The 22,319-nt window shown below is 33.1% G+C and carries 23 protein-coding genes; 12 read left to right on the plus strand and 11 right to left on the minus strand.

The window, feature by feature from the left end; all coding sequences use genetic code 11:
- The 4 genes from B5X64_RS12715 to B5X64_RS12730 form a co-directional block, all read right to left on the minus strand.
- A complete protein-coding gene (locus tag B5X64_RS12715; protein WP_079465615.1) occupies positions 1-609 on the minus strand; it encodes an ExbD/TolR family protein in 609 nt (202 codons plus the stop codon).
- A gap of 60 nt (positions 610-669) precedes the next feature.
- Positions 670-1,533 (minus strand): MotA/TolQ/ExbB proton channel family protein, encoded by an 864-nt coding sequence (locus tag B5X64_RS12720; RefSeq protein WP_076560271.1) that lies wholly within the window; start codon positions 1,531-1,533, stop codon positions 670-672.
- 238 nt (positions 1,534-1,771) lie between these two features.
- Positions 1,772-4,699, minus strand: coding sequence for a leucine--tRNA ligase (locus tag B5X64_RS12725; protein WP_079465616.1), 2,928 nt, complete (start codon positions 4,697-4,699; stop codon positions 1,772-1,774).
- Positions 4,700-4,903: 204 nt separating this feature from the next.
- A complete protein-coding gene (locus B5X64_RS12730; RefSeq protein ID WP_079465617.1) occupies positions 4,904-5,371 on the minus strand; it encodes a lipocalin family protein in 468 nt (155 codons plus the stop codon).
- A gap of 143 nt (positions 5,372-5,514) precedes the next feature.
- Between B5X64_RS12730 and B5X64_RS12735 the strand changes: the two genes are divergently transcribed.
- Together B5X64_RS12735 and B5X64_RS12740 are read left to right on the plus strand one after the other, a co-directional pair.
- The gene (locus B5X64_RS12735; protein ID WP_079465695.1) at positions 5,515-6,267 is read left to right on the plus strand and encodes a glycosyltransferase family 2 protein; all 753 of its coding nucleotides are present in this window, start codon (positions 5,515-5,517) and stop codon (positions 6,265-6,267) included.
- On the plus strand, positions 6,267-6,893 hold the full coding sequence (locus tag B5X64_RS12740) for a deoxyuridine 5'-triphosphate nucleotidohydrolase (RefSeq protein ID WP_079465618.1): 627 nt from the start codon (positions 6,267-6,269) through the stop codon (positions 6,891-6,893). The genes B5X64_RS12735 and B5X64_RS12740 overlap by 1 nt, the downstream gene beginning before the upstream one ends.
- Here B5X64_RS12740 and B5X64_RS12745 read toward each other — a convergent pair.
- From B5X64_RS12745 to B5X64_RS12770, 6 genes are all read right to left on the minus strand, one after another.
- Positions 6,885-8,126, minus strand: a complete 1,242-nt coding sequence (locus tag B5X64_RS12745; RefSeq protein WP_079465619.1) for a 3-deoxy-D-manno-octulosonic acid transferase — start codon at positions 8,124-8,126, stop codon at positions 6,885-6,887. The genes B5X64_RS12740 and B5X64_RS12745 overlap by 9 nt on opposite strands.
- On the minus strand, positions 8,126-8,641 hold the full coding sequence (locus B5X64_RS12750; RefSeq protein ID WP_079465620.1) for a hypothetical protein: 516 nt from the start codon (positions 8,639-8,641) through the stop codon (positions 8,126-8,128). Before B5X64_RS12750 ends, B5X64_RS12745 begins: the two co-directional genes overlap by 1 nt.
- A 27-nt stretch (positions 8,642-8,668) precedes the next feature.
- Entirely contained in the window at positions 8,669-9,136 is a 468-nt protein-coding gene (locus tag B5X64_RS12755) for a DUF1648 domain-containing protein (RefSeq protein ID WP_079465621.1), read from the minus strand.
- Positions 9,137-9,141: 5 nt separating this feature from the next.
- Positions 9,142-9,858 carry a C40 family peptidase gene (locus tag B5X64_RS12760; RefSeq protein ID WP_079465622.1) on the minus strand — a complete coding sequence of 239 codons (717 nt, stop codon included), beginning with the start codon at positions 9,856-9,858 and terminating at the stop codon, positions 9,142-9,144.
- Between the two features lie 84 nt (positions 9,859-9,942).
- Positions 9,943-10,590, minus strand: a complete 648-nt coding sequence (locus B5X64_RS12765; RefSeq protein WP_079465623.1) for an O-methyltransferase — start codon at positions 10,588-10,590, stop codon at positions 9,943-9,945.
- Between the two features lie 363 nt (positions 10,591-10,953).
- Positions 10,954-11,787, minus strand: coding sequence for an OmpA family protein (locus tag B5X64_RS12770; RefSeq protein WP_079465624.1), 834 nt, complete (start codon positions 11,785-11,787; stop codon positions 10,954-10,956).
- 86 nt (positions 11,788-11,873) lie between these two features.
- Here B5X64_RS12770 and tilS point away from each other — a divergent pair, with 86 nt between their 5' ends.
- From tilS to B5X64_RS12810, 8 genes are all read left to right on the plus strand, one after another.
- Entirely contained in the window at positions 11,874-13,202 is a 1,329-nt protein-coding gene (gene tilS, locus B5X64_RS12775; RefSeq protein ID WP_079465625.1) for a tRNA lysidine(34) synthetase TilS, read from the plus strand.
- Complete coding sequence (locus B5X64_RS12780) at positions 13,175-13,741, plus strand: RNA polymerase sigma factor (RefSeq protein ID WP_079465626.1); 567 nt, start codon at positions 13,175-13,177, stop codon at positions 13,739-13,741. The genes tilS and B5X64_RS12780 overlap by 28 nt, the downstream gene beginning before the upstream one ends.
- A 69-nt stretch (positions 13,742-13,810) precedes the next feature.
- Entirely contained in the window at positions 13,811-14,779 is a 969-nt protein-coding gene (locus tag B5X64_RS12785; protein ID WP_079465627.1) for a redoxin domain-containing protein, read from the plus strand.
- Between the two features lie 99 nt (positions 14,780-14,878).
- Positions 14,879-16,957: a protein-disulfide reductase DsbD family protein gene (locus B5X64_RS12790; protein WP_079465628.1), complete on the plus strand. Its 2,079-nt coding sequence runs from the start codon at positions 14,879-14,881 to the stop codon at positions 16,955-16,957.
- Between the two features lie 208 nt (positions 16,958-17,165).
- The gene (locus tag B5X64_RS12795; RefSeq protein WP_079465629.1) at positions 17,166-17,687 is read left to right on the plus strand and encodes an ExbD/TolR family protein; all 522 of its coding nucleotides are present in this window, start codon (positions 17,166-17,168) and stop codon (positions 17,685-17,687) included.
- A 60-nt stretch (positions 17,688-17,747) separates the two neighbouring features.
- Entirely contained in the window at positions 17,748-18,269 is a 522-nt protein-coding gene (locus B5X64_RS12800) for a hypothetical protein (protein WP_079465630.1), read from the plus strand.
- 12 nt (positions 18,270-18,281) lie between these two features.
- A complete protein-coding gene (locus B5X64_RS12805) occupies positions 18,282-19,064 on the plus strand; it encodes an alpha/beta fold hydrolase (protein WP_079465631.1) in 783 nt (260 codons plus the stop codon).
- Between the two features lie 102 nt (positions 19,065-19,166).
- Positions 19,167-19,922, plus strand: coding sequence for a patatin-like phospholipase family protein (locus B5X64_RS12810; RefSeq protein ID WP_228418910.1), 756 nt, complete (start codon positions 19,167-19,169; stop codon positions 19,920-19,922).
- Between the two features lie 125 nt (positions 19,923-20,047).
- Here the strand turns inward: B5X64_RS12810 and B5X64_RS12815 are convergent, their stop codons facing one another.
- The gene (locus tag B5X64_RS12815; RefSeq protein ID WP_079465633.1) at positions 20,048-21,052 is read right to left on the minus strand and encodes a DHH family phosphoesterase; all 1,005 of its coding nucleotides are present in this window, start codon (positions 21,050-21,052) and stop codon (positions 20,048-20,050) included.
- Between the two features lie 210 nt (positions 21,053-21,262).
- Between B5X64_RS12815 and rpmH the strand changes: the two genes are divergently transcribed.
- Together rpmH and B5X64_RS12825 are read left to right on the plus strand one after the other, a co-directional pair.
- Positions 21,263-21,421, plus strand: coding sequence for a 50S ribosomal protein L34 (rpmH, locus tag B5X64_RS12820; RefSeq protein ID WP_054511485.1), 159 nt, complete (start codon positions 21,263-21,265; stop codon positions 21,419-21,421).
- A 155-nt stretch (positions 21,422-21,576) separates the two neighbouring features.
- The gene (locus B5X64_RS12825; protein ID WP_079465696.1) at positions 21,577-22,287 is read left to right on the plus strand and encodes a cell division ATP-binding protein FtsE; all 711 of its coding nucleotides are present in this window, start codon (positions 21,577-21,579) and stop codon (positions 22,285-22,287) included.
- Positions 22,288-22,319: the final 32 nt, after the last annotated feature.

Raw genomic sequence — 22,319 nt, forward strand, 5'->3', positions numbered from 1 at the left:
TTATTCGTTAGGTTTACCTTCTTGTGACGTAATCAACCAAAATTTAAGAAAGTTAATATCTCTTAAACCCTCAAATAAACTTTTCACTTTAGGATATTCTGTTGTAACGTCACCCTTGATTGCTAATTTGTAATCAGGATTTACGCTTAAACTTTGTTCTACCCAGTCAGTTAACTGCTTATTTGTACTATCCATAGGAATCCCAGTAGGACTCTTATAATTTTTCTGCTCATCTTCTGGCAAATCCAAATAGCTTCTCAATTGGTTCATAGGAACACCAATAGACTGTACTTTTTGGAATGAAGCTTTTTGTTTATCATCAAAAGTAACATTGTACTTTTCACCCATTTTCTTTAAAAGCTGTAATCTCTCTGTTGCATTTTCTACAGGCTGGAAGTAAAATTTCCCGTCTGGTGTAGCATTAATAGTCATTAAGCTTGCATCAGGAAGTAACTTCTCTGAGATTGAAGATGGCGGTTTGATCTGCTCCACATCAGGTTTTTTGAACTGAGTGGTCATAATAAAGAACGTAAGTAGTAGAAACGTAACGTCGCACATTGCGGTCATATCCGTAACTACACCATGTCTTTTTGGTTTTATTCTCGCCATTATTTATTATCTAATTATTAAAACTTCTTTTTTTGTGTAAAAACACAGCTCCACTATTTCTTAGTGAAATTCTGCAAAAGACTGCTGAATGCTCATAGCGATCTCGTCGATCTTATAAGTCAATCCGTCAATTTTAGAAGTAAAGAAGTTGTAAAGGATAATCGCTACTGCAGAAGTACCAATACCTAATGCCGTGTTAATCAATGCTTCAGAGATACCGATTGATAATGCAGCTGCATCAGGAGTACCACCTCCAGCTCCTAAAGCGAAGAATGCTCTAATCATCCCGATTACTGTTCCCAATAGTGCTACTAATGTTGCAACAGTACCTAAAGTAGAAAGAATCATCATGTTTTTCTCTAACATTGGCATTTCAAGAGTTGTAGCCTCTTCGATAGCTTTGTTTAGAGCAACCATTTTCTGCTCTTTGTTAAGAGTAGTATCGTGAGCTAAAGCTTTGTAAGTAGTAAGACCTTCTTTTACAACATTCCCTACAGAACCTTGTTGTCTGTCGCACTCTTCTAAAGCCTCGTCAACTTTATTGCTATTTAATAAACTTCTTACTTTTACTACGAAGTTATCTACGTTACCTGCACCTGAAGCTTTGCTTAAAACAAAATATCTTTCAAATGAGAAAACGATTACAGTAATCATGAATGTTACCAATAATGGTACAATAATACCTCCCATGTAGATCATACCTAAAAATCCTTCAGGATGCATCTCTTTACCTTCAACATCAGAAAACGCTACTGACGCACCTGCCAATCTTGGATCAGCTTTAAAGTTACCCGGGCTACCCAATACGAATAACCAAATACAAATTCCTATAACTAATAGAATAGGAATAATTACAGCTGGATTAAGACCTCCTGCTTTTCTAGCAACTACTTGCTCATCATTTTTTGAAACATTCATTTCCATATTTAACTAAATTATATTGTTTTAAAATTTTAAAGTTGTAAAATAAAGGCAAAATTAATTAAAATCCAATAGTATCAAATAACATTTTGCCTTTTTTTCATAATGATAATTTGATAAGATTCCGATATCGCAATTATATTTAAATATTTTATTAATATTTTCTAATTTCACAAAATACGTTAGAAAATCAAAAATTTAAATACTCTAAAATTTTCATTTTACCAATGTTAAATTTCTTTTAAATTACGATATTAACGATTTTTTTTGGCACTACGATGATTTTTTTAGGAGTTTTACCCTCCAAGAGAGCTCCCATTTTCTCATTTTGAAGCACTAAATCTTCAACCTCTTTAGCAGATAATGTTGCAGGAAGAGATATTTTAAATTTCATCTTACCATTTACACTTACAGGGTACTCAATTTCGTCTTCAATTAAGTAATCTTCGTTCAAAATTGGGAACTTTTCAAATTCAATTGAAGAGTTATTTCCAAGCAAATTCCATACCTCTTCGCAAATATGTGGAGCGTAAGGGGAAACTATAACGGCTAAAGGCTCTAAAATATTGCGTTTGTTACATTTTAATTTCTGTAATTCGTTTACAGCGATCATAAATGATGACACAGAAGTGTTGAAAGAGAAGTTTTCGATATCGTAAACTACTTTCTTTATTAAGGTATGCAATACTTTATATTCTGCTTTCGTAGGTTCTTCTTCAGAAACTTCAAAAGTATCTTCATTGAAATAAAGATTCCAGAACTTCTTCAAGAAACCATACACTCCACTTAATCCTTGAGTATTCCAAGGCTTGGATTGTTCTAATGGACCTAAGAACATTTCATATAATCTTAAACCGTCTGCTCCATACTCATTACAAATATCATCAGGATTTACAACATTGTATTTAGACTTAGACATTTTTTCTACTTCACGACCTGTGATGTATTTTCCTTCTTCTAAAATAAATTCGGCATCAGTATAATCTGGTCTCCAAGATTTAAATGCTTCAGTATCTAATTCGTCAGATGTTCCTTTTAATAAAGATACATCAACGTGGATTTGTTGAAAGCTATCTTTTGTTAAAACCAAATTTGATTTCAGATCAAATCCAATATTTTTAGAAATAAAATTAGTTAGTAAGTCTACATTATTTCCTTTAACAAGGTTATCAACAAGGTTTTTAGAAATAAAAACTGATTTTAATTCATTGTCAATTGTAGAATTGTAATTAAATCTATACACAAAAGCGCTCATTCCCAAAATCATTCCTTGATTGATCAATTTTTGGAAAGGCTCATCATTATTAATATACCCTCTGTCTTTTAAGAACATATTCCAGAAACGAGAATATAATAAGTGACCAGTCGCATGTTCGCTACCGCCAATATATAAATCTACCTGCCCCCAATAATCTGATAAGTTTTTGTTTGTGAAAACTTCATCATTATTAGGATCCATATATCTAAGGAAGTACCAAGAGCTTCCCGCCCAACCTGGCATGGTAGATAATTCTAATGGGAAAACAGTTTTATCGTTAATTAAATTAGTATCAACAATTTTTTGGTTCGCTTCGTCCCAAGCAAATGTCTTTGCATTTCCTAATGGCGGATCACCATCTTCTGTTGGCAAATATTTTTCAACTTCAGGAAGTTCTAGAGGCAGCGCAGAATTTGGTAAAGTATAAGGCATTCCATCCTTATAATATATAGGAACGGGCTCTCCCCAATATCTTTGTCTTGAAAAAATCGCATCACGCTGTCTGTAATTCGTAGTTCCGTGGCCGATTGCTTTTTTCTCGATAGCATCAATAATTAATGCTTTAGCTTCATTATATTTTAATCCGTTTAAGAAATCAGAATTTACGCAAACAGAATCTTTAGAATCAAAAGATTTTTCCTGAACGTCTTCTTCTGTTTCTACAACTTTTTTAATTTCTAAATTAAATTTTTTCGCAAACCTATGGTCACGGTCGTCATGTGCAGGAACAGCCATTACAGCTCCCGTTCCGTAACCCATTAATACGTAATCTGAAATATAGATCGGCATTTTTTCTCCGCTAAACGGATTGATTGCATAAGTTCCTGTGAAAGCACCTGAAACGTTTTTCACATCAGACATCCTGTCTCTTTCAGTTTTCTTGGAAGTTTCTTCTATGTAGGTATCTACTTCAGCTTTTTGTTCGGCTGTAGTAATATTTTCGACTAAAGGGTTCTCCGGCGCCAAAACCATAAAAGTTGCTCCAAAAATAGTATCAGGGCGTGTGGTGAAAACCTCAACGATTTCATCATGCCCATCAATATTAAATTGAACCTGTGCTCCCTGAGATTTTCCAATCCAGTATTCTTGAGAATCTTTCAAAGGTTGTGGCCAGTCTAAAGTTTTTAGACCTTGTAATAATCTTTCAGAGTAAGCAGAAATTCTCATGCTCCACTGCATCATTTTCTTTTGAAAAACAGGGAAGCCTCCTCTTTCAGATTTTCCGTCTTTTATTTCGTCGTTTGCCAAAACAGTTCCAAGGGCTGGACACCAGTTCACCGTCGTTTCTGCTCTATACGCTAAACGGTAATTTAAAAGAATATCTTCTTTATCAATTTCAGAAGCAGATTTCCATTCTTCTGCTGTAAAATTTAATTCGTCGTTTTGATTGGCATTTAATCCTTCCGTTCCTTTTTCTTCAAAATGTTTGATTAAAGTTTCGATAGATTCAGCTTTGTCGGTATCTTTATTATACCAAGAATGGAATAGCTCAATGAAAATCCATTGGGTCCATTTATAATAAGAAGCATCAGAAGTTCTCACTTCCCTACTCCAGTCAAAAGAGAAACCTATTTTTCTTAACTGCTCTTCGTATCTTGTAATGTTTTGCTCAGTAGTAACTGCGGGGTGCGTACCAGTTTGAATTGCATATTGCTCAGCAGGAAGCCCAAAACTATCGTACCCAACCGGGTGGAGAACATTAAAACCCTGATGTCTTTTATATCTTGCGTAAATATCTGATGCAATATACCCAAGCGGATGGCCTACGTGAAGCCCCGCACCCGACGGATACGGAAACATATCGAGAACATAAAATTTTGGTTTGTCTGTGTTATTGGAAGTCTTATACGTTTGATTGTCTTCCCAGTATTTCTGCCACTTTTTTTCTATCTGCTGATGATCGTAAAACACTTTTTATTATAGATGTTAGATGTTAGACTTTAGATATTAGATATTAGAATTAATTTCACTATCAATTCTCAATCTAGTTTCACAAAATTAATGATTATAAAATTAATGTAAATTGAATTTTGAATTAATTACAATGTAATTCTTATAAACAAAAAAATCTCACCAAAAAGATGAGATTATATATTAGAATCGAAACACTGATTATTATTGCGGAATTCTTTTGAAAGTATACGTTGTAGACTTATATATAGTAGGATCTGTAGTATCTTCAATTTTCAGATTTAAAGTTTCAGCGTTTAGCAAAGTCACTTTACCTTTATCTGAAACTACAGTTCCCTGATATTTGATCTCGAAGTTTTTCTCAGAAGAGTTATACACATAAGTGAAGTTACGCTCAGAAATTGTACTACATATTGCAGGATTTCCTGCCATATCTCTATTGGTTCTTTTACCCGAAGAATTTTCATTAAAAACCCATCTTCCTTCTTTCTGGCAGTCTGTATATGTTATTTCGTCAGAAAACCCGACTCCGTCAGCGGGAACCTGTGTTCTTACTTCTGTGGTTGGAGACCAAGTTCCTACAATAGGAAATATCTGTTCTGACACGTCGTCGTCGTTACATCCTGTAAAAGCTAATAATGATAATCCTGCAAATAATGCTAATTTCTTCATAGATCAAATTTTTCAAGGGTTAAAATTATGATTTTTTTTAAAAATCCAATCATTTTTTTTGAATTTTGAACTATAATTTACATTTCCTTAAAAATTCTCCGAAGAAAATATATTCACAAAGCCTTATATTTGTAAAAAAATACGTGCCAGAAGTTTCCATCATTACCCCTTGTTACAATTCTTCTCCTTTTTTAGAAGAAACCATCAGCTCGGTAATGAATCAAACGTTTACCGATTGGGAATGGCTCATTACAGATGATCAGTCGACAGATAATTCCGTTGAAATCATTCAAAAACATAAAGACTCCCGAGTAAAATTAATTATTGCTAAAAAAAATGGCGGTGCAGGTCATGCAAGAAACCTTTCTCTACAGGAAGCTTCCGGAAGATTTATTACTTTTCTTGATGCTGATGATTTTTGGGAACCCAATTTTCTTGAAGAAATGATTAATTTTATGAAGCGTGAAAATGCAGAAATTGCTTATTCTAATTATGCAAGATGTGATGAAAATTTAGTTCCAAAAATTGAAGATTTTAAAGCCGATAAAGAAGTTACTTTTAATAATTTATTGAAAACCTGCAGGTTTTCTCTTCTTTCATCGATGTACGATTCGCAAAGAGTGGGAAAAGAATTCTTCCCGGAAGACAGCAAGAGGGAAGATCATGTAATGTGGTTAAATCTATTAAAGAAAATTCCTACAGGAAAACCACTTCCGAAAACAATGGCAAAATACAGGATGCGTGAAAACAGTATCTCTAGAAAAAAACAGAATATTGTAAAAGATCAGTATCTTGTTTATAAAGATTTTATGAAATTTTCTACCTTAAAATCTCTTTATTACACCGCAAACTGGGCATTAAACGGATTTATAAAATATTCGAAAATATTTAATTAATGGAGTATTCTAAAGAATTTAAAACAGCATTAAGTCAACTTTCACCGGTAGAAAAAGACCGATTAATTTTCAGATTACTCAGAAAGGATGAAATTTTATCTAAAAAATTATATTTTGAATTAATCGATGAAGAAACCGTTGATCAGAAACGCGATGCAATGGAAGAATTAATTAAGGAAAAGGTAGAATATGCTTCTAAATACATCAGTAATCAAAAATATTTCATTGTACTGATCCGAAAAATAAGCGCTCAAATTACCGAACACGTAAAAGTGACGACCGATAAATTTGGTGATATTAGTTTAAACCTTTTATTGATCAACGAAATCCTGGAAAGTAATGAAAAACTGAGCCGACAGAGATTTAACGATATCTACAAACTTTATCTTTATATCATCAATAAAGTTGTAAAATCTCTAGCTTTAACTAAAAAACTAGATGAAGATTATTGGATGGAAATCGATGAGTATCTTTCAGTTGCACACGAGAAAATCACTGCTAATATTTATCTTGAGAAACTATTTATCAACAATGGAGTAGATTTTAACTGGTTCAATGCCGATAGAATTCCAGAACATTTTGATTTGATCATCAAAGATATTAAGAACCAGGGATTTTTAAAGTGATAAGATTTTCTGAAGAATGAGCTCTGAAGAATAAGGTTGTTTAATCACAAATTGTTCAGCATTTTCAGACATCTCTAAAAGCATTTTTTCATCTTTAAATAGATCTAAAACAAATTGAGCCGCCGAATTTTCATTTTCAAAAGGCTTACCTCCTTCATCCAAAATTAATTGATCAGCTTCAGGGTTTTTCTTGTACTTATTGCCAAAGATCACAGGAACACCAAAAGTTGCTGCTTCCAGAATATTGTGAAGACCTGCATCATGAAAACCACCTCCAACAACTGCAATATCAGCGTAAGAATAGAGTTTTGAAAGAATCCCGATACTGTCTATGATTAAGGTTTGAGCATTCGAGTGCTTGAGTGTCTGAGTGTCTTTTTGCAATTCGCTATATAAAACCGCAGTAGGAAAAATTTCTTTTAAATTTTCTACTCTTTTCAAATCGTGTGGAGCAATAATTATTTTTAAACGCTCATTTTTTTCTGAAACTATTTTTGCGATTTTTTCTTCCGCTTGCCATGAGCTTCCAAAAACAATTCCCTTTTCTTTTCCGAGAAATTCTTCAACAAAATCAACATGATTATTTCTAAGTCTCAATTGCTTTACCCTGTCAAATCTAGTATCTCCAGTCACCGAAGAATTTAGTAGGCCAATACTTTTAGCTAAAACATAAGAATGCTGTGTCTGATGAAAAAACCATGTTATATTCTGCGTCAGCTGTTTTACAAACCACTTTCCATACGTTGTAAAAAAAGACTGTCTTTCATAAAACAATGCTGAAATTACAAAAGTTTTTACATTTTTACGTTTAAGTTCATCCAGAAGATTATACCAATAATCGTATTTTACGGTGAAAAACAATTCGCAGTCAAACTGAGAAACAAATTCTTTTACGGTACTTTTTCTATCGAAAGGAAGATAACAAACTGCATCTGCAATATGCTTTTTCTTAACCACATTTTCATATCCGGAAGGTGAAAAAAAGGTAATCAAAATTTTATGGGTCGGAAATTCTTCTTTAAGTTTTTCTAAAACAGGAAGCCCTTGCTCGTATTCTCCAAGACTTGCAGCATGCATCCACAAAATTTTATCAGTCTTTGAAAATGCTTTTTTCACAAGCTCTAAAGATTGCTTTCTGCCTTCAACGCCTTTTTTAGTTTTATCATTAAACAACGACAAAACCTTCATTCCGAAAATGAGGAAATTTATAAATATGTTGTATAAAAAAATCATTAGCTTTTCATTAAACCTCTAAAAAACTGAATTCCGCCCAAAAGTACTGCCCCGTAAGCAATAGGACCTCCTTTTCCGCTTGCCACAGAAACTAAAGTTACCACAAGACCACCTCCAAACCATAATCCACCATAGAGAATATCTTTATTCGCCTGTTTTTTTTCTATCACTTCTCTTTGGAACATTTGATCTCTTCTCAATTTTTCAAGCCTTTTACTTTCGTCATTTACTGTTTCAGAAAACTTAGGCAAAGATTGATAATACTCCTGATAATTCGCTACATTTTTAGTTTCAAATAATTCTGTTTCAAGCTGGGAAATGGGTTTTCCTTGAGCTTCAGAAAATGCAGTAACTAGCTTTTCTATTTCTTCATTGATCTGAATTCCTCTTCTTTTGATTTCTAAATACGCTAAAATTACTGTTTCTTCAGTATAGTATTGCCAGCTCACCAAAATTTCTGAGAGCTGAAACCCTTTTGAACTTGAGATTTGAGCTAATGTTTTTGTTGTTTTCATTATTAGTTTTAAAAAAGATATTGGTTTTTATTCATAAATATAAGCCATGACAATCGCCACCATGACACTTATAAAAATAAAGGGAATAAATAATAAGATATGAACTCTCGCTTTTGAGTCAGCATTAAAACTATATCTAATCGTATAATCCTGAAGATTTAAAAACAAAAGCACAACGAGAAACATAAGCCATTTCATCAAAAGAATCATGATGAAAAACTGAATTTCATTGTTGGCCGTGGTAATCTCAACAGGAAAATTTCCAGACTCGGGGTTTCTGGTGATAAAATAAAAAGCGATGTAAAATATCAATGACAAAATAGGCAGAAAATAAATAAATCTTTTTCCACCAAAAGAATCTGGTTTTCCTTCAAAATCAAAATGGGTAGGGATTTTTTCCGGTAGTTTTTTAAATATTCTTAAAGTATAAATCCATAAAAAAAGGATTAACACTAAGTTCAGCATATCAAAGACAGTATAAATAATGCTTTCCATAAAGATTAAAGGATGCTTTTAATAACCCTTAGTTTATGAGTATGCTTATTCATCTCTTTATTAAAAATTCCACTAGAATCGAGCGTATCTATTCTCACTTTTCCGGAAGCATGAATTATTTTCTGATTTTCAAGCATAATTCCGACGTGGATAATTTTGCCTTCAGAATTTTCAAAAAAAGCTAAATCTCCAGGTTGACTTTCTTCTACAAAGCTCAAAGTCTCCCCTACTTCCGCCTGTTGATAAGTATCTCTGGGCATTTTTACATTATGGATTTTATAAACCAACTGTACAAATCCGGAACAGTCAACTGCAAAAAAACTTTTCCCACCCCACAAATAAGGGATGTTGAGAAATTCTTTAGCTGTCAAAGCAATACTTTCACGTACATCGTGGCTTCTTCTTGATGCAACTGCAGGAAACTCGACTTCAGAACCCATTGACAATAATGTTTTCCCCTCAAGAGTCATTACCGACGAAAAATCTTCCGTAATTAAATTTACTTTTCTGTTGGCAAGATATTCTTCAGTGACAGGTTTGATTTGTTTGGTATCCATCCAGCCTTCATAACCGTCGTAGTGCATTTTTATTTTTGTCCAGTTTTTATTTACTTCCAAAATATCTGCACTTTCACCATACAAAATCTCGGTAACGATTTCAGCTTTATCTGAATTTTCAGCACGAACAGGCGCAACAGTTACTGTACAAATTCCTTTATTCATTGTATTTTAATTAAAAGGTTAAGGCTTAGGTTGAGAAAAATAATACTATAAAATTTTAACCTTAAACTTAAACTCAACTTCAAATTATTTCCTTCTGAGGAAATTCACTCCGTCACGCAAAGGTAAAATAAGATTTTCAAAATCATCATCTTTTGCCACCAAATCATTAAGCTCTTTAATAATCTGTGTAGATTTTTGCTTAGGATTTTCTTCTAAAACTTTACCATACCAAAGTACATTATCAAATAAAATTACAGAGCCAGATTTTGTTCTTGGTTTAATTAATCTGAAATATTCTGCATAATTTTCTTTATCAGCATCAATAAAGATCAGATCAAAAACCTCATCGGTATTTCGCAGAAACTCTTTTGCATCCTGAATTTGAAAATTAATTTGTTTTGAAAATTTACTTTCCGAGAAATGTTTTTTGGGAAGATAAGCCAAATCTTCATTTACATCAAGTGTCGTTATTTTTCCATCAGAAGATAGACCTTCTGCCAAACAAAGTGTAGCATAACCTGTAAAAGTACCTATTTCTAAAACATTTTTAGGATTCAGCATTTTAGAAACAATCGTTAAAAGCCTTCCCTGTTGATAACCGGAAATCATATGCGGCTGAGTGGTTTTCTGAAAAGTTTCTCTTCTTAATTTTTTAAGGTTTTCAGGCTCAGAAGAAGCGTGATTTTCCAGATATCGATCCATTTCAGGATTTTTTTCTTCAAAAAAACTCATGATTTTTTATTTGTTCAAATTTAATTAAAATAATTCGGTGTCTTATTACGAATGCTTCTCAACAAAACATCCGTAAAAATACGGATTGTTTTGTTGGCGAAAGCTCAATAACTTTGCGGCACTGCAAAAACAGAGAAGGAGGTAAAAATACTTAAATGAAGATGATGAAAACAAATTTATTACCCGTGAATGACGATAAGAATTACACGAACACCAAGTCATCCACAAAAAATAATTTCCCAAAAAGAAAACGCAGTTATTTCTGGGATCAAATTATAAAATTCTTAAAAAAAGAAGATGTAGTTTGACAAAAAAAAATTCCGATAAGTGATTATCGGAATTTTTTATTTAAATTTTGTTTTATTACTTTTTAGGAGCAATATCCATCAATTTCATAAACTCGTCCAGCTTAGGCATGATGATAATTTCGGTTCTTCTGTTCTCAGCTCTTCCAGAAACGCTCATGTTTGTCGCTTTAGGATTGTATTCAGAACGACCTCCTGCTGTAATTCTTGCAGGATCTACTCCAAACTGACTTTGCAATACTTTAGCAATTGCTGTACCTCTTAATGCAGAAAGATCCCAGTTGTCTCTTGGCAAGTTTACAGAGCTTAATGGTGCGTTATCTGTATTTCCTTCGATCAATACAGAATATTTATCATAATCGTTGATTACTTTTGCTACTTTCCCCAAAACTTCTTGAGCTGCAGGTAAAACATTGTAGTCACCAGTTTTGTATAACAATTTATCTGACAATGAAATCATCACAACACCTTTAAGAACTTTTACCTGAACATCCTGATCAGCCATGTTATCCAAAGATCTTTTTAGCTTGTTTGATAACGCCAAATTTAAGCTGTCATTTTTCGCATTTGCAGAAATAAGCTGTTTGATATAAGAGTTTGATGCATTGATTTCACCAACCAATTTATCAATATTCGATGAGCTTTTTCCGGTATTTGAAAGACAAGCATCCAAAGATGATTTCAAAGCATCATGCTGACTTTTTAATAAGTTATTTTCCGCCGTCAATGTAGAATTCTGACCTTTCAGATCCTGAATTTCACGTTGTCTCTCACCAATATTTTCAATACACTGTTTGTAGTTGCCACTTAGAGCATCATACTGCTTCTTACTAACGCAAGATGTCATTCCTAACACCACCGCTGAAGCTACTAAAATTTTAAAAATCTTCATAAATAAACTTTTTAAACGATTTCAAAGGTAACAAAATTCATTTTAATAAATAGGATTATCTTTGTACAAAAGAAATTCTGAGCATTATGCTTACACAATCTGCATTCGAAAAACAGTTTCAAAATCTTACTCAATTATCAGATAACCCAACCTATCTTTTGGCGGTAAGCGGAGGCGCAGATTCTATGGTTTTAGGCTATCTATTTAATGAATTACGAAATTCAGGTTTAGAATTTCAAGTTGCGCATATTAATTATAAACTTCGTGGTGAAGATTCTGATTCTGATCAGAAAGTAGTGGAAGATTTCTGCAAGAAGCATAATATTAAATTTCATTTATATCAAGTTTCGGAGAAAGATGAGAAACCGGAAAATTCTATTCAGCTTTGGGCGCGCGAACTTCGTTATCAGTTCTTCCGAAAAATTCAAAAAAAAGAAAATTTAGATTTTTTGGTAACCGCTCATCACCTGAATGATCAGTTGGAAACATTTATTATCAATCTTTCAAAAGCTTCGGGCATTAATGGCTTAAGCGGAATTCCGGCCAATGAAAATAATATTTTAAGACCGTTGCTGAATTTTTCAAAAGACGAAATTTATCAATTTGCTAAAGAAAACAATATTATATTTCGTGAAGATCTTTCTAATAAAAAAAGTGATTATCTGAGAAATAAAATCAGGAATGAAATCGTCCCGAAACTTTCTGAGACCAACGATCAGTTTTTAGAAAACTTTAGAAAAAGCATTTCTTTCCTGAATCAGACCAAAGATTTTGTACACGACCAAATTGAGATCATAGAAAAAAATTTTTCTGTATTTAACAAAGAGCACAAAATCTTATCAAAAGAAAAGCTGGCTCAGCAAAGCGATTTCGTAAAGTTTGAGATTTTAAAAAAATATGGTTTTAAACGAACGGAAGAAATTCAGAAAATTTTCTCGGCAGAAAACGGAAGCTCTTTTTTTTCAGAAGATTATCATTTAACCGTTGATAGAGAAGGTTTAATTTTAAAATTAAAAAACCTTTCGAGAGAAATTAATCCTGAAATAATTTTGCTCAATAATTTTGATTTTCATCAAGATCAGGTAACGATCAATATCAAAAGTTATATTCCAGATGGCAACTGTTTTAATTGGGTTTTTGATACAGACAAACTTCAATTTCCTTTGTCTCTAAGAAAGCAAAAAGATGGTGATGAGTTTTACCCTTCAGGTTTTTCAGGAAAAAAGAAGGTTTCTAAGTTTTTCAGGGATGAAAAATTATCTGTTTTAACTAAAGAAAAAATATGGGTTTTGTGCGATGCTGAAGATCAAATTTTAGGAATCGTTCCTTTAAGACAAGATCGTAGATTTGAGGCAGAAGTCAACACACAAAAAACAACAACAGTACAATGGACAGAAGAACAACCAATTCTTTAGCCATAGAAGATTTCAAAAAAAACAGCAATGCAGCTTTCGGTATTTTGTATCAAAATTATTTTGTTTATGTAAAAAAATACATTCTTAATAACAAAGGAAAATCTGAGGACGCAGAAGATATTTTTCAGGATTCGCTGCTTATTCTTTACGAAAAACTACATCGCGATAATTTTGAAGCTTACACTTGCTTAGGAAATTATATTGTAGGAATTTCTAAAAATCTATGGTTGAAAAGACTAAAAAACAGAAATTTTTATATAGAATTTCCGGATACTTATTTCATAGAAAATCAGCAGGAAATTAATTCTGCCATTGAAAATGAAAAATATTATTGGGAAAAGCTAACGGGATATATGAAAGCTATTTCTTCACATTGTCAAAATTTAATTCAGGATATTTTCATAAAAAATAAAAGCATTGAAGAGATTCAGGATAAATACAAATACTCCAGCAAGCACAATGCGCAAAACCAAAAATACAAATGTGTAGAACAAATCCGGAAGATAAAAGACAAAACTTTTCAAACTGAAAATCAATAAATTATAAAAAATCATCTAAACAACGGGTGATTTTTTTCTTTTTGGGAGAACTTAATAAAAACAATCATTATGTTCAAAACAATTATATTCAGCACATTTCTGTTTTTAGGAATTTTTGTAAGTGCGCAAAAAGAAAAAGGCATCAATTTTCAAGATGTAAATCTTGAAGCCGCAAAAAAAATTGCTCAGAAAGAAAACAAACTCATTTTCATCGATTTATTTACAACCTGGTGCGGACCATGTAAACTGATGAAAAAGAATACCTTTACTGATGAAAAAATCGGAGAACTTTTCAATAAAAACTTTGTAAATCTTGCGATTGATGCCGAAAAAGACAAAGACGGGCTTCAGCTTGTAAAAAAGTATAAAATTGTCAATTATCCTTCGTTTTTATTTTTAGATAAGAATGGTGATGTAATCCAGTATGATTTTGGGTATTACAATGCTCAACAGTTTTCGGGAGTCGGGATGGCTGTTTTAGATAAAGCTTTTTCAAAAAATACAGTTAAAACAATCGACCAGGTAAAAGGAAAAATGGTCGGAGATAAAGTTGCTGATTTTTCTGCTAAAGACCATTTAGGAAAAACATTTACTTTATCAAAAGAAAAGGAGAAAATCGTTTTGGTTTTCATTCGCGGGCAATGGTGCCCTTACTGCAACAAATATGTTGAAAGCCTGCAAAATATTTCACCGGAATTAAAAGCAAAAAACGCAAGACTAGTTATTATTTCGCCAGAAAAACCTGAGTTTATCGAAAAAACCATCGCTAAAACAAAAACAGATTACACCGTTTTGCACGATGAAGATTATAAAATTGCCGAAATGTTTGATGTACTTTACACTCCGGAGCAAAAAACACTTGATTTTTACAATTCAAGATTAAAAGGCGATTTTACAGACAGCAGATCGGATCATTCCGGAAGACTTCCTGTTTCTGCAACGTTCATTATTAATGAAAATAAAGAAATTTCGTGGAGACATTTTAATCCGGATTATAAAGAGAGAGCTTCACTAGAGAATATCTTGAATCAACTTTAGTTTCATTTTTTATTTAAACTAAAGTAAGTTTACACTTTGGTAAGAGATTCTAAACCTTTATTTTTGTAGAATTCATTTAATTAAAAATACCTTTATCATATGCGGTCAAATGCTATTCTGAGAATCCTCACATTTACTTTTTTATTGCTTTTTGTAGGAATTTCAGCACAAATAAAAAATCCCGTAAAATTCAAATTCACTGTCAACGAATTGGGCAACAATCAGTACGAAGCTGTTTTGAATGCAACGCTTGAAAGTGGATGGCACATTTATTCGAGAGACATCCCGGAAGACACAGGAATCCCAACAGAATATGTCGTTTCTGGAAAAAACATAGAACTGATTGGAAAATTTCATGAAGTAGGAAAAAAACATGAAGAATTTTCTGAAGCTTTTGGCGGAACGATTATTTACTATTCCAACTCTGCTGGTTTTAAACAAAAATTTAAATTAAAAGACCCTACGAAAGCAGGAGATCTTGTTGCTGAAATCACTTATCAGACTTGCGACGACAGAGTTTGTCTTGCTCCGAATACTTTAGAATTCAACAAAAAAATTACTCCGACAGGAGTGACAGAAGAAGCTGTAACCGATGATAAAACTGAGGCAACTAAAGATTCTGCTAAAGTTGTTGAAACGCTTACCGGAAATCCTGTAAAAGGAGATTCTACAATTGTTGAGACTGCAAAATTAGACCCTAAACAATTAAAAGTAGCTTCTATTGATATCTCAAAACCATTAACAGATTGCGGAACGGGTTCATCTAAAATTGATGAAAATTACTGGACGTATCTTTTATTAGGTTTCATTGGTGGTTTAATCGCCTTGTTAACACCATGCGTTTTCCCGATGATTCCATTAACGGTTTCTTTCTTTACAAAAGGAAATAAAAATCCGGCAAAAGGGAAAAGAGACGCTTTGGTGTATGGGTTTTTCATTCTTTTAATTTTTGTTTTATTAAGTCTTCCTTTCCATTTAATTGATGGAATCGCAGGAAATATTTTCAACGAAATTTCTACCAACGTTTGGCTGAATATCGTTTTCTTTATCATCTTTATTTTCTTTGCAGGAAGTTTCTTCGGATACTACGACATAACATTACCAAGTTCGATTGCCAATAAATCTTCAAAAGCAGAAGAAGCAGGTGGAATGATTGGTATTTTCTTTATGGCTTTAACTTTGGTAATTGTCTCTTTCTCTTGTACAGGTCCTATTTTGGGAAGTTTATTGGGAAGTGCCATTACAGGTTCGGCAAACGTTCCAATGTTACTAACGTTTGCTTTGGCAGGTTTCGGATTGGCTTGGGCGATTGTTTTCGGATTACTGGCGTTATTCCCGCAGGCTTTACAAAGTCTTCCAAAATCGGGAGGATGGATGAATACCGTGAAAGTAGTTTTAGGTTTTGTGGAATTGGCTTTGGCTTTAAAATTCTTATCAAAAGCAGATTTAGTTTCTAAAACATTCTTAATTAAAAGAGAACTGTTTATCGCAATCTGGATCGTAGTTGCGATTGGATTGGTTATTTATTTATTCGGATTGATAAGATTCCCTCACGATGACAAGAAACCGAAAATTTCTATTACAAGAAAGATCATCGGAGTTTTAGGAATTGGTTTTGTTGTGTATTTAATTCAAGGATTAATTCCTGCAGAACGACCAAAACTATCGTTATTAAGCGGAATTTTGCCTCCTTTGAATGTAAGTTATTTCCATGACGAAAAAGACGGAATTCTGGGAATGCATCCTGAACATGATTTCTTTAATGCTATTGAACTCGCCAAAAAAGAAAACAAACCAATTCTAATTGACTTTACAGGGTACGGCTGTGAAAACTGCAGAAAAATGGAAGAATTTGTTTGGAGCGAGCCGGATATTTTACCAATTCTTCAGAATGATGTTGTACTTGCCTCTCTTTACGTAGACGACAAAGAAGAGCTTCCTGAAGACCAAAAAACTAAAATCGATTTAGGAGACGGACAGGTGAAGAAAGTGAAAACAATTGGTGACAGATGGAGTTTATTCCAAACCGCTAATTTTAATAATAATTCGCAGCCTCATTACGTTCTTTTAACTCCTGATGGAAAAGTAATCAATACTCCGGTTTCAGGTTATATGGAAAAAGAGAAGTTTAAAAAATTCTTGGAATGTGGTGTCAATTATTTTAAGAATAATAAATAAGATCATCAATTATAAAATTTAGCCTTATTAATTCATTTTGATAAGGCTTTTTTAATGGATATACCAATAAATTATTAAAACAAATATTAATTTCGATAATTTAACACTAAATTGAAAATTTAGGTATAAACTTTGCATCGAATCAATTTAAAGTGAAATAAAATTTCATTGATTTTAAAATTTTGTTCAACATTTAAAAAACTGAATTATGGCTGAAGTTATTACACGAGAAAAATCCGGAGGCAAGCAAAACAAGAAACCTATTAAAATCGATATGACTCCGATGGTCGATTTAAATTTTTTATTATTGATGTTTTTCATGTTTACATCAAGTTTTACAAAACCTAATGTAATGGATCTCGGCTTGCCGGCAAAAGATCCCAATCCTATTCTTACAAACTATGATATTGATTACAGAAATCAAATCACTTTTATTATTGGGGAAAATAACAGAATTTTTTATCATCAAAGCAATGAAAAAGACCTTACAGAAGCTAGTTTAAAAGAAACAGATTATAATGGTTTAAATGTTTCAAAAATAATTTCTAATGCTTATGAAAAAGCTCCGAAGAAAGAAATTTTCACCATTATTGTAAAACCGACTGATGATGCGAATTACAAAAACTTTGTAGATATGATGGATAATATTTCGATTTCGAAAAAGGAACGATACGGCATAAGCGATATTAAACCCTGGGAAAAGAAAGTTTACGAAAACGTAGTAAAATAAAACATTAGAGCATTTTTATAATGCTCTTTTTTTATAAATTTGAGCGTAAAATTTCAAACCATGATGAAAAACATTTTAATTTTAGCAGGAATCGGAATCTTAAGCTTTTCATGTTCAAAAAAAGAAACTACAGAAGTTAACGATAAAGTTGACAGTACAAAAATTGTAGATTCTATCAACGCTTCAAGAACAAAACTGAACGACAGCATTAAATCTCAAAACCGTTTTAAAGATTTCAGTGGAAGCCACAAATTCTTTTATCAGAATGACAGTTCATCCAAATATTCAGGATCTGTAAATTTTACAAAAATTGAAGGCGAAAGAGATAATTATGATGTTTCAGGAAGCATTAAATCAGGAAATAATTCGGTAACTATTAAAGGCTTTATACAAGTCGTTTCACCAAAACACATGAATTTCACCGGAGAAATCACCCAAAAAATACCTGAAAACGACAACGGAAAACCTTACACAAGAAAAGGAACTAAAACGTTTGCATCTAAAGATGGCGGAAAAACGTACAGGCTTCAGGATATGGTAAATGGTTCGGGATTTGTAGATTATATCGACATTCAATACTAAAATTTTAAAGTTATGCTCAATTTTGAAAAAAAAGGACAAGGAAAAGAGACATTGGTTCTGCTTCATGGTTTTATGGAAAACATTTCAATCTGGAGTGACCTTGAAAAAAACCTTTCCAAAGATTTTACTTTACTCAAAATAGATCTTCCCGGACATGGAAAATCGGATATCTTAGCTGAAGTTCACACTATGGAAATGATGGCAGAAGAAGTGAAAAAAGTTTTAGACCATCAAAATTTAGACAATATACACTTGCTCGGTCATTCAATGGGTGGTTACGTTTCTTTAGCATTTGCTGAGCAATTTTCTGATTATTTAAAAAGCCTTACTTTATTTTTCTCTACTTATTTTCCGGATGATGCAGAGAAAAAAGAACAGCGTAAAAAGAGCTACAGAGTGATAAAAGATGCTTTTGCCCATTACGCAAGAGTGGGAATTCCTAATTTATTTAATCCTAATGAAAGAGATGTTCTGGAAGGAAAAATAGAAACAGCTTTGGAAGTTGCATTATCAACCAATAATCTTGGAGCTTTAGCCTGCATAAAAGGAATGGTGGAAAGAACCGACAAAAAACATATTTTAGAAAATCTGGAATGCCGGATTTTAGTTCTTGCCGGTAAACACGACAATGCCGTAAAAACTGAAAATACAATCCATAATCTTCCAGACCGCACCAATATCAAATCTTATGTTCTTGACTGCGGACACAACGGACATTGGGAAAAACCTTCTATCTGTGCTGAAATTATCAACACAGAGCTTCTGCATCATTTACCCAAAAAATTGGTACTTTAAAATCATTTATCAATCTTGAATACCGTTTATTTATAAAACCATATCTTAGTAAGGTTTAAATCTTTCAATGAATTTATTTTCTTTCAAAAAAAAAAACCCATTATAGGACTTACACTTTCCGGCGGCGGAATGCGCGGAATTGCCCACATTGCTGTTTTAAAAGCATTGGAAGAATATGATCTTAAACCGGACATTATTTCAGGAACGAGTGCCGGTTCTATTGTTGGCGCATTTTATTCGTTCGGAAAAACACCTGATGAAATGATGGAAATCGTAAGGCAGACTACGTTTTTTTCACGTTCTTACCTAAAACTTTCCAAAAACGGAATTTTCAGCTCAAAATTTATTCTTAAACTTTTTAATGACCATTTTCCCGAAGATGATTTTAAGATTTTAAAAATTCCAGTGTATGTTACTGCGACGGAAATGACTCACGGCATTGTTGATTTTTTCTCTGAAGGTGAGCTTTTCGGGCCACTTTTAGCCTCTTCAAGTGTGCCTTTTGTTTTACCTCCTGTAAAAATTGGAGAAAAAATTTATGTCGACGGCGGGGTTTTAGACAATCTACCAATAGAACCTATCATTGACAAATGCGATTTCCTGATTGCCTCACACGTCAATTCTATTAGCTACGACGGATTGGAAAACATGAGTTTAATGAAAGAATTTGACCGTATTTTACATCTAGCCATTGCCAAATCTGTTTACTCTAAAGCAAGCCATTGCGATATATTTTTAGACCCACCCAAGATGACCAAATTCAGCCTTTTCAATAAAAAGTTTCTGGATGTGATGTTTCAGGAAGTGTATGAATATACCTGTAATGACCTTGAAGAAAGAGGATATAGGAAAGTGTAGCTTGTCATTGCGAGAAGTGAAGCGACGAAGCAATCTCAAATTAGATTAGATTCCACGCTACACTACGTTTCGCTCTGAATGACAAAGTTAGCGCAGATTTTTAATCTTACTCTCTTTAATTTAAACTACAAATTCTCCTCCGCAATTCTGCTTTTAAAAGTTTCAATCGTGTCTGGTAAAGATTCCATAGATTTTCCTCCCGCTGCATTGATGTGACCTCCACCGCTGAAATATTTTCTTGAAAACTGATTTACATCGACATCATCTTTACTTCTAAAAGAAATTTTAATGAAATCCTCATAAAGATCTTCCATGAAAAAAGCTGCCATTTTTACTCCGACAATACTCAATCCGTAATTTACAAAACCTTCTGTATCGCCTTTCTGGAAACCATACTCCTTAAGTTCTGTTCTTGTGAGATATAATACCGCAACTTTCCCATCATTTACGACCTCTATTCTCCCAAGAATTAGCGCCAATAAATGCAAACGTGAAACGGTATTGGTATCCCAGGTATTGGATGTAATTACAGACGGATCTGCTCCTTTTTCAATTAAATTAGCAACAATTCTATGCGTTGTCGCACTGGTAGAACGAAAACGAAAACCTCCTGTGTCGGTCATAATACCTGTATAAAGGCATTCTGCAATATCTTTATTAACCAAATCTTCATCATTCATGGCTTCAATGAAATGATAAACCATCTGGCAAGTCGCCGGAATAACGGTATCTGAATACACAAAATCGAAATCTTCAGGTTGCTGATGATGGTCTATAAGGATTTTTTTTGCCTTTGCTCTCATCAACCAATCTCCTAGAATCCCGATTCTTGCAGGAGAATTGAAATCTAAACAGAAAATGACATCGGCTTCATTAATAATATCAAAGGCCACTTTTCTTTTGTATTCGCCTACAATATTTTTCTTCGCTTCAGGCATCCATTTCAAAAACTTAGGAAAATCGTTGGGAACAACGACCTCAGCTTCCAAACCTTTTGCTTTTAAGTAATGTTTTAAACCTAAACTTGAGCCAATAGCATCTCCATCCGGGTTATAATGGGTAAGAATAACAATTTTATTTTCCGGGACAAGAAGCTGACTAATTTCTAAAAGTTCTGCAGGTGTAAACATTTTCTTTAAATTTGAGTTTCCAAAGATAAAGGTTTTAAACGGAAAGAATAGTAAATATAAAATAGCATGCGTGCAGTTTTTTTCATTAACTCCTCTATAAATCAATTAAAAATATTTCAAAAAAAGAAAGGTAATATTTGTATCTAATAAAAAAAATGATATCTTTGCAACCTGAAAATTAATAGATAATTACGACTAAAATATATAGTAATGAGTAAAAGAACGTTCCAGCCATCAGAAAGAAAGAAAAGAAACAAACACGGTTTCAGAGAAAGAATGTCTACACCAAACGGTAGAAGAGTTTTAGCTGCAAGAAGAGCTAAAGGCAGAAAAAGCCTTTCAGTAAGTTCTGCAAGAGCTAAAAGATAATTCTTTAATTACAATATACAGATTATGCTTGAAAAGTACTTTTTCAGGCATTTTTTGTTGTTAAAATATATTAATTTTTAGGTTTATAGAATATCTTTTTTTATTTTTAAAATCTAAAAAAAGTGCTTTCTGAAAAGCCTATAAAAATTGAATTTATGCCACATACAAATATCACCGGAGACATCATTGTAAGCCTGGATCATGCAAAGATTGCTCAAAAAAGTTTCACGGTACTCTCTGACGTCAACCTTACTATTAAAAAAGGAAGATTCTGCTATCTTATCGGAAAAACAGGCTCCGGAAAAAGCTCACTTTTGAAAACTCTTTACGGGCACATCCCGTTGGTTGCAGGAAAAGCGGAGGTCGTAGGTTTTGATTTGGCTAAATTAAAAGCATCAGACGTTCCTAACCTAAGAAGGAAGCTAGGAATTGTTTTCCAGGATTTTCAGTTGCTTTCTGACAGAACGGTTGAAAAAAACTTAAAATTTGTACTGGAAGCTACAGGATGGAGTGACAAACACAAAATCGATGAGCGAATCAATGAAGTGCTTTCAAGTGTAAACATGAAAGGTAAAAAGCACAAAATGCCGCATGAACTTTCTGGTGGAGAGCAACAGCGTATCGCCATTGCAAGAGCTCTTCTTAATCACCCAGACTTAATCTTAGCGGATGAGCCAACAGGAAATTTAGACCCTGAAACTTCTAACGAAATTATGACGCTGTTGAAAACAGTAGCTGAAGAAAATCACGCTGCTGTTGTAATGGCAACTCACGATTATCACATGATTCAAAATTTCCCGGGAGAAGCAATCAGATGTGAAGACGGAAAAGTTTCTGTATTGGATACCTCAGAATTGTTTGAATAAAGTACATTAAAAAATTGAGAAATTAAGATATT

Source organism: Chryseobacterium balustinum, assembly GCF_900168205.1.
GTDB lineage: Bacteria > Bacteroidota > Bacteroidia > Flavobacteriales > Weeksellaceae > Chryseobacterium > Chryseobacterium balustinum.